We start from the raw sequence: 11,918 nt of genomic DNA on the forward strand, positions 1-11,918 counted from the left end.
CCCCACTCCCCCCCTCCCCCCCTCCCCCGCTTCCTCTTACCCATTACCTTATTGTTGGTAATGGGGTTAGCTGCTTGTGGGGGTCAAAAGCCCACAGATTCAAAATCAGCATCGGGTTCATCCAAAAACTCGGATAGCAATCTGACCTTCTTTAATGTGGATTTGGAACAAGCAGATGAGGTAGGACGACCGGTTTGGCGAGTTAGAGCCAACCAAGCAAAATACACTAAAGAAAAACAAATTGGTCAAGCAGAAAATCCCTATGGTGAACTGTACCAAGATGGTAAAGTTGTTTATCAAGTAAAAGCAGATGTAGCAGACATCGATCAGAATGGTAAGCAGTTGCTTTTGAAGGGAAAAATCATCGCCACAGATCCTCGCAACGGCATTGTGTTGCAAGGAAATGAATTAGAATGGCGTCCGAAAGAAGATTTAATGATTGTCCGCAACCAGTTGAACGGAACGCATCAACAATTGCAAGCGGTAGCGCAAGAAGCGCGAGTCAAAACCCGCGAACAACGCATAGACTTTTCTGGAGGGGTAATAGCAAATTCTCTTGAACCCCAAGTGCAAATGCGAACCGAGCATTTGATTTGGCAAATTAAACAAGACAAATTAATCGCCGATCGCCCTGTGCAATTTGACCGCTACAAAGATAATTTAATAAGCGATCGCGGTAGAGGAGATTCTGCCGAATTTAACTTAAAAACTAAAATTGCTACCCTCAGCAAAAATGCCCAAGTAGAATTACTAGAGCCGCCAATGCAAATAGCTAGTAACTCCATGACTTGGAATTTGAACGCACAAACGGTCAACACAAATGCACCCGTGCGCGTCTTCCATCGTGCCGAAAATGTTCTCGTGACCGCCAATCAAGCGCAAATGAAAATAGCGCAAAAAACAGTTTATTTAACAGGCAATGTTAACGCCATAGGGCAGCGTCGTCAGGCGATTAAATCTAATACACTAACTTGGTTTCTTGAGAATAAATTAATTGAAGCTCAGGGCAATGTAGTTTATCGACAAGTTGACCCACCATTAACATTTAACGGTGACAAAGCCGTTGGGAACTTGCAAACCGAAAACATTGCCGTCAGTGGTGGTAATACTTCTGGTGGTAGGGTAGTTACAGAAATTATTCCCCAAGATCCAGGAGTTAAGAATTAGGAAATGGATAGTGGGGCATGGGGCATGGGGCATGGGGCATGGGGCATGGGGCATGGGGCATAGGGCATAGGGTATGGGGTATGGGAAAAAGATTTGACTTTATTCTCACGTTCCCATTGCCCATTAAACAATTGCCCTAGGACTTACGCACTGTACAAATTTCTTATCTTGTGCATTGACGAAAATACGTCGTTTCAGGCTTTGATCAATTATCCTTTGATAAATAGCGATCGCCTAAAAAGAGTCAAAAAATCAAGGTTTAATGCCTGAAATACATACCACACATTTGGTATTTCCTGTCAATGCGTAAGTCCTATTGCCCATTAAACAATTGCCCAATGACGGCAGATGCTCCACTTGGGGAGACCCCAAGACCGCAATGCCTCCCCAATGACGGCAGATGCTCCACTTGGGGAGACCCCAAGACCGCACTGCCTCCCCAATGCCCATTGCCCATCAACTAACAAATATCAACTATCCCCCATACACAATTTCATTGCGACTGGCTGAACCTAGTTCGGGTACTGTGTTAATAGCTGAGTGGGGAGTAATAGCGCTTGGAAGGGCTGGTGCTACTTGCAATTTCTGCACAAGATGTTGCAAAAATTGGTCTTGTCCAGCGCGAAAACCGGATACATTGTTACCACGGTTAAGAATAGCGAACCAAACCAAACCGCGATCGCGTGTGGGAATTACTCCAGCTAAAGAACTGACATCCCGCAGAGTGCCAGTTTTAAACACAGTAGCGGTGGGCATGTGTCTGCCGTGAATTGTTCCACGATGATCGAACCCCGAAATCAGCAACAAGTCAGATAAGGTCAATTGATGGAAGAGTGCTTCTCGTTGCAACGCCATCAACATAGCACAGACTGCTCTGGGGGAAATGCGATTTTCGGGTCCGAGTCCCGAACCGTTAATTAATTGAATTTCTGACTGCGGTACTCTAGCAAGTTGGGCAGCTGTTAATTGTACTACCTGCGCTCCTCCTACCGAGTCCGCCAGCATCTGTGCCATCTCGTTATTGCTGAAAACGTTCATTTCCTTGATAAGTTGCTTCAAAGGTAAAGAACGGTGACGCAATAGCACGGTTTGTTGCGAGTTTAGCTGCGGATCTAATTTTACAGTACCCGCAATTACGACTTGAGGCTTCGGAGTTCCCTTGGGCATAATTGAGTATACGTAATTAGCAGGACGCGACCAAGTGGTGTAATTCATTGCTTGCTTGAGCGTTTGACCTGCTACTATCGGATTAGGCTGGAAATTCATCATGAAATTCCCAGTAATAACCAAATTTCCCTTTACTTGCTTGATTCCCATTTTGTTGAGAGTATTACCAAGGGCGATCGCTTCCTCCCAAACAAACATCGGATCGTTATTACCAGCAATTACTAAATCACCTTGTAAAACTCCATTTTGTATTGATCCTGTTGTGCTAACCAAAGTCTCAAATTGGTGGTCTGGTCCCCAAGTTTTCAAAGCAACTAAAGAGGTAGCAATTTTTGTTAACGAAGCCGCTGGTAGAGGAGTCGTACCTTGGTGATTAGCCATCAGCATCGGTCCCGACTGCATCCAAATCCCTTGACTTTCTGTTAACTTCGGATCTATAAGCTTTGATGTTACTAGTGTTTTTAAATATTCTTGAACTGTAATAGCCCCAGCTGGATTTGGATCGGGGGCGAGAACTAAGCCTGGGCTACTTTGCCAAGCCAATGCATCTAAAGCATTTAAAGGCTTGAGTTGTACCCCTGCCATTTCTAGCCAAAGCGTAACTAAACCTGAACCCAATAACTCCAGCATTCTTTATTCCCCTGTTAGGACGTGCTAATTTATTTACTGTGCTAATATACAAGGCTTTTTTATGCTAATCAGCATTGAGTCATAATAACTGGTATTTTTCATATCTATAGGTAGGATGGATAACATTGTTTTAGTTACTACTTTTACACTCTTAAAATTTGTACCACTTTTTCATGACTTTAAGCACAGAAAAATATAAAGTCGGTTTCTTAAAGTCAATAAATTCGTTAAAAGCGTTGCCTTAGCAATATAAGTAAAGTCCGCCCAACCAAACTTAAGAAAATACAAGAATAAACCGGATTTGGTATTAAGTAGTTGTCATGAACTGCGTACACTAGGGTTGGGTAATGGGGAATGGGGAATGGGTAATGGGGAATGGGGAATGGGAAGAGGGGGGGAGTGGGGGAGGGGGAGACAAGGCGAGTATTATGAAAAAATTCTCCTTGTCTCCTTGTCTCCTTGTCTCCTTGTCTCCTTGTCTCCTTGTCTCCTTGTCTCCTTGTCCCCCTGCCCCATGCCCCAATCCCTACTTCCTTTCTGGATGAGCCGCATCCTCTGGGGAAGGAGTGCCTATCCTATTAATTGCGGCAATCATTTGATACAAGCGCCCCAAGTCGCGTTGATTGAAGTATAAAATGAGGCGGGGTAGCCCAACCGCTTCATCTTGTCCTTCTTGGGGTAAAGCGTGAGTTTTTTCAATTTGCCCATTAACCAGGATGTCGCTAAAATTAGCATTTAGTTGCTCAACTTCAGCATCTGATAAATCTGTCTTGAGGCGGATGATTAAGCGATCGCCTACATAGCGGCTGGAGTGATAAACCTGATAAAAACGGGTAATTGCATTACAAGCCACATCCAGATTGTCTGTGACTGTGTAAAGACAAGGGTCTTCGGGACTTACTAAACCTTTTTGTACCAGTTGCTTATCAATATATTCGCTCCAAGACCGCCAGTAATCGCCACCAGGGTGATCGATTAAAACTAAAGGTACTGGACCAAACTTACCTGTTTGGCTCAAGGTCATGCACTCAAAAGCTTCGTCTTGAGTGCCAAAACCACCAGCAAACAAAGCTACAGCATCACTTTCTTTGAGAAGAAACAGCTTGCGGGTGAAGAAATACTTAAAGTTAATCAGCTTTGGATCGCCTTGAATAAACGGGTTTGCCTCTTGCTCAAACGGCAATTGAATGTTTAAGCCAAAGGAATTTTCTCGCCCCGCACCTTCGTGACCTGCTTGCATAATTCCGCCACCACCGCCTGTCATCACCATGAATCCCATCCCAGTGACATAGCGAGCAAATTCAACCGCCATGCGGTATTCTGGGCTTTCTGGCGAAAGACGGGCAGAACCGAAGATGGTTACTTTGCGAACGTGTCGGTAAGCATGAAACAGTTGAAAACCCTGCTCCATGTCTGTTAAAGAGGCAGATAATATCTTCCAGTCAAGACGATCGATTTCGCCCTCAGCTAGACGTACTATTGTCGTCAGTGCCTGTTTGATAAATTGTCGATTTTTTAACGTTGGTAAGCGATCGATTAAGAGCGCGATATCCGCTTTTAGAGAGTCTAACGTGTCGAATGACGTTTCGGAGGTCATGAGAACTGCCGCCAAAATAGCACTATATTTTACCCAGATTTGGTGTGTTGTTATCAAATACCGCTTTGTCTACTTTCACGCGAACAAAACAAACGCGTTGCCTTCTGACAAAAGTAGGGCGTCCTAACTCTTGACGCAAGAAAAAATATGCAGTTGAGTGATCGCCTACAACGTAAGTCCTGAAAATTTTTCTTCCCTCTTTCAACCAGTTCCTATTTCACAATAAAAAGCACCTTTGGTTTACCATCAACCAAGGCGCTGGCGACGACGCTAGTCGTCAACCCGTGTTCATCAAAGCCAAGCATCTGACATGAGCTTGTATTTTCGATAGAAGTAGCTCGTGACTTTACATCTCCACTTGAGTTGAAAGTACAACCAAAAGATTTTCGCCGAAATGTTACAGCAATAAAAAATTACTTTACCAAAAGTAATCTTAAGAATGATTACAATTGAAAACGACTTTATAGAGACGCGAATTTTCGCGCCTCAGTAAATCGTTAACAAAAACTTAGCTAATACCAAACCAAATGGACTACTCAATAAGAGTTTTCCAGTGGTTGAGTTTCAAAGATACTTTTCCAAAGTGTTAGCTAATGTAGTTTTCGGTACAGCACCGACGACCATATCAACTTTTTGCCCACCCTTAAAAATCATTAACGTGGGAATGCTGCGGATGCCGTATTGACTGGCAACATTCGGATTTTCATCGGTGTTAACTTTAACCACCTTGATTTGACCTTCGTACTGAGAAGCGATTTCATCTACAACCGGAGCGACCATCCGGCAGGGACCGCACCACGGTGCCCAAAAGTCAACTAGAACCGGAACTTCGCTATCCAGTACTTCTTGCTTAAACGTAGAATCCGAAACTTGTGCGGCTGCTGACATGCCTAAAAACCTTTGCCTATTATATTTCTGAGCTTCGTGAAAATTCTACCATAGCAAAAACCACCGCTTCGGATTGTCGGATGTACATTTGCAAAGAAGCTCGCTTATTTTATTAACATTTGGCTAAACAAAAAAGCAATAGACAAGCGTAACAGCTTGTTTTTGCTGCCAGCTAATAGCTTTATATACATAAGGAACCGCCCGAACAGTAGTCCGGGCGGAGTGTGGTGTGAGGAGTGAACGGAAACATGCGTCTCCGCTTTCTCCATTGTAGGCGACATATGAAATTTTTCCAGTGATTGTTTAAGAGTCACGGAAAAATTTATTTGCGGGTTGTTAGTGGTTGGTGGTTGGTGGTTAGTGGTTGGTGGTTGGTGGTTGGTGGTTGGTGGTTGGTGGTTGGTGGTTGGTGGTTAATGCGAGCGTTGAATTTTCTAATCCCCATTCCCCATTCCCCATTCCCCATTCCCCTTATTTCCCCATGCCTAATTGTTGAGCTTTTTGGTAAACTTTACCTTCAGTTAATAAGGAAGGAGCAATAACAACTTCAACTTGTTGCATTTCTTTAATATTTTTAGCTCCCAAAGTTCCCATACTCGTCTTTAAGGCTCCCAAAAGATTATGAGTGCCATCATCTAAAGCCGCAGGTCCGGTGAGAATTTGCTCTAGAGTGCCGGTAGTGCCGACGCTAATACGCGTACCACGGGGCAATACAGGGCTAGGAGTCGCCATCCCCCAATGATAACGTCGTCCTGGGGCTTCGGCGCATCTAGCAAAGGGGGAGCCAATCATCACGCCATCGGCACCGCAGGCGATGCATTTACAAATGTCGCCACCTGTGATTAAACCGCCATCGGCAATCACGGGGACATAATTACCAGTTTCTTGGTGGTAGTCGTCTCTAGCGGCTGCACAGTCAGCGATCGCACTCGCTTGAGGCACGCCCACACCCAATACTCCACGAGAGGTACAAGCCGCACCAGGACCTATTCCCACCATCACAGCAGCAGCCCCAGCTTTCATCAAATTTAAAGTGACTTCGTAAGTCACGCAATTCCCTAACACCACAGGGATGGGCATAGAGCGACAAAATTCAGCCAAATCAAGTGGAACTATAGACTCTGGTGACAAGTGTGCTGTCGAAACCACAGTTGCTTGTACAAAAAATAAATCTGCTCCTGCTTGCGCCACCACCGTACCATATTTGCTAGCAGCAGCTGGAGTAGCACTTACTGCCGCAATACCGCCTTGTTGTTTAATTTCCTGAATACGTTGTTCAATTAATTCCTGTTTTATTGGTTCGGCATATAGTTGTTGCATTAAAGAAACAAATTCATCTTTGCCAACAGTTGCAATTCGATCTAAAATCGGTTCTGGGTCAGCATAACGAGTTTGGATACCCTCTAAATTGAGAACGCCCAATGCTCCTAACTGCGACAAACGTACAGCCATGCGGACATCTACCACACTATCCATCGCACTAGCAATTATCGGTATTTCCCGCTCTATATTCCCAATACGCCATTTGGTATCTGCCAAACTCGGATCGAGTGTCCTTCCTGAGGGGACTAAAGCAATTTCATCAATTCCGTAAGCTCTGCGAGCTGTCTTACCCCGCCCAATTTGAATCTCCACGCTTTTAACATTCCCAAATCTGTTTAAGCTAGGGTATCAAATTGCGGGGGAACTTGGAGCGTTTTTGGTGAAAGTAACCTGCAAGCTGCCAAGGATAGCAAGAGGGGAGAAGAGAACAAAAAATTGTGAATGTGTTTGTATTTTAGATAAAATTCGGTTAATTCAAATGTTTCAATAGTACACACTGCGACGACGTACTTTAAATAATTTTTATGCATATATCTATGGTTAGAAATAGCCGGAATAAAAACTTGGTTGATTGTTAAGTATTGATTATTTTGGCAATCAAATTTAATTATTAGCAATTGTTTTTAGCGAAAATGTATGATTGTTATTACAAGCGATCGCCTACAAGCATCTCACAAACCCTAACTAATTCTTTCTTGTGCCTTCAGCATATAGCGGTTCTCCTGCCGAATCAGATAGAGTGCTAGAAACCGTGTAGAGACCTTGCATTAACGCCTCTACAATATATATTGCTGCCTTCTTCATGGAACAATACACTTAACCTGATTAGAACCTGCACCTGAAGAACTTCCATTAGCAGCAATCAGCGTAACTTCCCCTTTTTTCTCATCAAACACCCACCCAGTAGCGGGTACAATTGCTACACCTTCAGAAGTTTTGGGAATTGATTGTGTGACGGTGCGATCGCCCGAAGCAGGTAACGCTGTTAGCCGAGTATCTGACCACACCACATCACTACTTAGGAAGTCATCAGGACTAGGAGGTAAACCACCGCGTCCAGTAACGATAAATTCGCTACCTTTTTTACCAAAAGCCGAACAGCTTTGAGCCACTAAAGATGGCGTATTAACTACATTTGTTGGTAGATTAATAAACCCACGATTGGGGTCAATATCGAGTGTATTTAATGTGATACTTCCACTTGCAACAATATCACTCTGCGGAGTTAGTCGATTCTGAAACTGAAAACCATAAATGCCGTTTGTATTGATATTGATATTACCCCCGATACCAGTAAAGGCATTGGTAGTAATGTCGCTATTTTCTGAAAGAACAGCCACTATGAAGCCAGCATCTACAAAAAAATTGCCGCCATTCCCACCAGTTAAGGCAGTACCTGAAGTATTTGATATTTGACTACCACGCCGTAGCAGCAGTAAGTCTGGTATTCGTAGTGTGATATTACCACCGTTACCCGATGCAGATTCGGCGTTGAGTCTGCCAGAGTTGTCTAGAATAACTTTGGGCGAGTTAACTTGAATATTGCCTGCCCTTCCCGAACTTTCAGACTGAACAAAAAAGCCACTAGCGGCATTGATATTAGTAATTCTGGTACTAAATTGGGCAAGTCGGTCATTGAAAGCGGTATCGATACCATTGATACTGACTCTGTTACTTGCATTAACTGTCACATCCCCCGCATTTCCTTGTCCAGCAGTTGAGGCATCAAGTTGAGCGCCATCGCGTAACGAGAACGAACCAGAATTGATAGTAATATTGCCACCATTACCCACACCCTGTGATTCAACCGCGCTGAGGATATTACTGTTTGCAAGAGAAACAGAATCTTTTGCACTCACTGTCACATTCCCCGCATTCCCTTGTCCAGCAGTTGAGGCAGAAAGTTGAGCGCCATCGCGTAATAAGAATGAACCAGAATCGATAGTAATGTTACCCCCATTGCCAACTGTCCCCGTTCCCGTATTGCTGAAAATCCCACTCCTAAAACCGTTTTTCTCTCCAGCAATATCAACTGTCCCAGTAACTTTAACATTGACATTCCCTGCATTTCCTCGTCCCGCTGACGACACCTGACTCAAAAATTCTTCACCACGACTAATGATTTGCAGTTGAGCGCCATCAATTAGTGATAATGTTGCAGCATTGATGTCGATATTGGCACCATTACCCACACCCTCAGAATCCACCGCGCTGAAGATATTACTGTTTGCAAGAGAAACAGCATCTTTTGCCCGCACTGTCACATTTCCGGCATTCCCTTGTCCAAAGGTTAAGGCAGCAAGTCGAGCGCCATCGCGTAATGACAAAGAACCGGAATCGATAGTAATATTACCACCATTGCCTTGTGACCCTAAGCTCACTAGATTAACAACACCACTCCCAGCAATTTTGATTTCCCCGGTAGCATTAAGCGTAATATCTCCTGCAACAGTTTCAGCTGTCCCGAAAAGCCCAATACCAGCACTTAAAAAACTTCCTCCCAATATTTCTAGATTCCTGGCATTGACTGCAATATTACCGCCACCAGCCCCTTCTACATATATCGCAGCTTGGTTAGTAAGGGATACCGAACCTCGCGCTACATTATCAGGAAATATCAAGCTGAGATTATCGCCATCTACACCCAACAAGACAGCACCAGGTTCGGTCAATCCTCCTAACTCAACTCGTCCACCATAAGCATTTAATTGTCCCCCATCCATGCTGACATTACCACCCACCAGCAGTAAACTTTTACCATCTGGTACTCGTAAACCAAATGCGTTTACACCTGTTGGGTCTATACCTGCGGGTGCAGCTGAGTTATTTTGAATCGTTGCGTTTTGATTAATCTGATTAAACAACAACGCAGATGGATTAATAGTCAACAACGGTGAAGGGATATTTTTATCAATAGCGCTAAAAAATCCTATATTTCCAAATTGCAGTGCATTCGCTGTACTCGCCACAAACGAACCACCAACATTTAATCTGGCATTGGGACCAAAGACAATTCCACTCGGATTAATTAAAAATAGATTGACGCTGGGACTATTTGTGAAAATTAAACCATCAATCAATGAACGAGAGCCACCTGTAACACGCGACAGGATATTTCTGATATCCCCAGCACTCCCAAAATTTGCTCTCTCGCCTGCGTTTAAGTTAAAAATACCAAAGCTATGAAATAAATTGCTACCGACTGTTTGACCGACTGACTGGGGAATTGTGTAGGTTGGACCAGTTAAAGTTTGTGCCGGACTCAGCGTGCCATCTATGGTGATACTCTGTGCTAATACGCTAGTCGCAGTGGCGAACGTCCCACCCAGAGCGAAAATTACTGCCCGCACTAAGTGTTTCCAACTTTTAGTCATCTCGGTATCTGCCTCCCTAATGCCCCTAAATAGTTTCCCAGGCGTCGAATGCGGATATGTGTTGCTATAGTATGATTTGTGAAAATTCACGATGCCTAGAAACCCGACTTCTTTAAGAAGTCGGGTTTCTAAGCGAGCAATAAACTTAGATTAAACTGGGTTTTATACTTAAATGCAATGTGATAAAAAATTTTTACAAATAAATATGTAAAAACTGTAAGTAATACGGGCGGAAATTTCACCCTTGAAGATGAAGCTGTCTGCTCGTAGTATTGTTACGATAATTTCAGATTAGATGTTGAAGCCTTGATCCAGTCTGAAACTTTAGAACTACTAGAATGGCACCGCCTCTGCCAGCATCTTTCCACATTTGCGGCAACTAAACTAGGGGCGCGAGCCTCACGTCATCTGCCAATTCCTGACTCGAGAGCGGAAAGTGAACACTTGGTAGCGCAAACCAAGGAAGTATACGAATTAGAAAATCGTCTCACCACGGGACTGTCTTTTGAGGGAATTCAAGATATTGGTGATTCCCTTGAACGGGCAGAAATCCAAGGTGTTTTAACTGGCGAGGAACTTTTGGCGATCGCTACTACTCTTGCCGGAACCAGAAATTTACGCCGTGTAATTGACAACCAACCTGATTTTACCATACTCAATCAGTTAATTGCCGATTTACGGACTTATCCGGAACTAGAGCAAGAAATTCACCGTTGTATTGACGATCGCGCACAAGTAGCCGATCGCGCTAGCCAAAAACTCAATGACATTCGCAATGATTTGCGGAAATTACGCAGTCAAATCACTCAAAAACTGCAAAATATATTACAAGTTAAATATGGTGCAGTTCAAGAACAAATAATTACCCAAAGAGGCGATCGCTATGTCATACCCGTGAAAGCGCCCCAAAAAGACGCGATTCCCGGCATTGTCCACGATACCTCTACCAGCGGCGCAACGCTATATATAGAACCTCATTCGATTGTCCCTTGGGGCAATCAACTGCGACAAACAACTAAAAAAGAACAAGCTGAAGAAGAAGCGATTCGCCGCATTTTAACAGAGCAAGTGGCAGCAGTCAAGCCAGATTTGGAAAGATTGCTCGCAATTGTCACAACTTTGGATTTAGCAAGTGCTAGAGCGCGTTATAGTTTCTGGTTAGGAGCAAATCCCCCCCGATTCATCCAGCGCGAGGAAAATGAAACTATTACCTTGCGGCAGTTACGTCATCCGCTTTTAGTCTGGCAGCATGAACACGAACAAGGTTCAGCAGTAATTCCCGTGGATTTACTGATTCAACCACAAATTCGCGTGGTGACGATTACAGGACCAAACACCGGCGGTAAAACTGTCAGCTTGAAAACCCTCGGTTTAGCAGCATTGATGGCGAAGGTGGGTTTATTTGTCCCCGCCCGCGAACCTGTAGAAATACCTTGGTTTGAGAAGGTACTAGCAGATATTGGCGATGAACAATCGCTACAGCAAAGTTTATCCACATTTTCCGGTCACATCCGCCGGATAAGTCGGATTTTAGAAGCTTTGGGAGAGGGGGACAGGGGGACAGGGGGACAGGGGGACAGGGGGACAGGGGGACAGGGAGACAAGGAGGACAAGGGGGACAAGGAGGACATGGAGACAAGGGGACAAGGAGACAAGGAGAATAATTCTTCTTTCTCCCCCTCTCCCCATCCCCCCATCCCCCCATCCCCCCCCCCCCCTACCTCCCCACCTCCCCACTCCCTAGTCTTACTAGACGAAGTGGGTGCGGGAAC

10 protein-coding genes and 1 pseudogene are annotated in these 11,918 nt (G+C 44.3%); 3 read left to right on the forward strand and 8 right to left on the reverse strand.

The genetic code is table 11. From position 1 onward, the window contains the following. Nucleotides 1-42: 42 nt before the first annotated feature. Nucleotides 43-1,167 carry an LPS export ABC transporter periplasmic protein LptC gene (gene lptC, locus AABK37_RS36620; protein WP_432556371.1) on the forward strand — a complete coding sequence of 375 codons (1,125 nt, stop codon included), beginning with the start codon at nt 43-45 and terminating at the stop codon, nt 1,165-1,167. Here the strand turns inward: lptC and AABK37_RS36625 are convergent. After that, on the reverse strand, nt 1,157-1,291 hold the full coding sequence (locus tag AABK37_RS36625; RefSeq protein WP_432556362.1) for a histidine kinase: 135 nt from the start codon (nt 1,289-1,291) through the stop codon (nt 1,157-1,159). The genes lptC and AABK37_RS36625 overlap by 11 nt on opposite strands. Nucleotides 1,292-1,469: 178 nt before the next feature. Between AABK37_RS36625 and AABK37_RS36630 the strand changes: the two genes are divergently transcribed. Beyond that, nucleotides 1,470-1,631, forward strand: coding sequence for a hypothetical protein (locus AABK37_RS36630; RefSeq protein ID WP_432556363.1), 162 nt, complete (start codon nt 1,470-1,472; stop codon nt 1,629-1,631). 10 nt (nt 1,632-1,641) lie between these two features. Here AABK37_RS36630 and AABK37_RS36635 read toward each other — a convergent pair whose 3' ends face one another. From AABK37_RS36635 to AABK37_RS36665, 7 genes and pseudogenes are all read right to left on the reverse strand, one after another. Further along, nucleotides 1,642-2,964 (reverse strand): D-alanyl-D-alanine carboxypeptidase, encoded by a 1,323-nt coding sequence (locus AABK37_RS36635; RefSeq protein ID WP_432556364.1) that lies wholly within the window; start codon nt 2,962-2,964, stop codon nt 1,642-1,644. Between the two features lie 334 nt (nt 2,965-3,298). Next, entirely contained in the window at nt 3,299-3,487 is a 189-nt protein-coding gene (locus AABK37_RS36640) for a hypothetical protein (protein ID WP_432556365.1), read from the reverse strand. Between the two features lie 3 nt (nt 3,488-3,490). Continuing rightward, nucleotides 3,491-4,561: an LOG family protein gene (locus AABK37_RS36645; protein WP_432556366.1), complete on the reverse strand. Its 1,071-nt coding sequence runs from the start codon at nt 4,559-4,561 to the stop codon at nt 3,491-3,493. Nucleotides 4,562-5,125: 564 nt separating this feature from the next. Beyond that, nucleotides 5,126-5,473 (reverse strand): annotated as a pseudogene (trxA, locus tag AABK37_RS36650) (thioredoxin); the annotation flags it as partial. A gap of 298 nt (nt 5,474-5,771) precedes the next feature. Further along, the gene (locus AABK37_RS36655; RefSeq protein ID WP_432556367.1) at nt 5,772-5,915 is read right to left on the reverse strand and encodes a hypothetical protein; all 144 of its coding nucleotides are present in this window, start codon (nt 5,913-5,915) and stop codon (nt 5,772-5,774) included. A gap of 5 nt (nt 5,916-5,920) precedes the next feature. Next, the gene (locus AABK37_RS36660) at nt 5,921-7,084 is read right to left on the reverse strand and encodes a GuaB3 family IMP dehydrogenase-related protein (protein WP_432556368.1); all 1,164 of its coding nucleotides are present in this window, start codon (nt 7,082-7,084) and stop codon (nt 5,921-5,923) included. 488 nt (nt 7,085-7,572) lie between these two features. After that, entirely contained in the window at nt 7,573-10,146 is a 2,574-nt protein-coding gene (locus AABK37_RS36665) for a filamentous hemagglutinin N-terminal domain-containing protein (protein ID WP_432556369.1), read from the reverse strand. Nucleotides 10,147-10,452: 306 nt separating this feature from the next. Here AABK37_RS36665 and AABK37_RS36670 point away from each other — a divergent pair. Then, nucleotides 10,453-11,918: endonuclease MutS2 (locus AABK37_RS36670; RefSeq protein ID WP_432556370.1), on the forward strand; the 1,466-nt coding region annotated here is incomplete at its 3' end.

Origin of the sequence: Tolypothrix sp. VBCCA 56010 (assembly GCF_050875635.1) — a bacterium.
Classification (GTDB): domain Bacteria; phylum Cyanobacteriota; class Cyanobacteriia; order Cyanobacteriales; family Nostocaceae; genus Hassallia.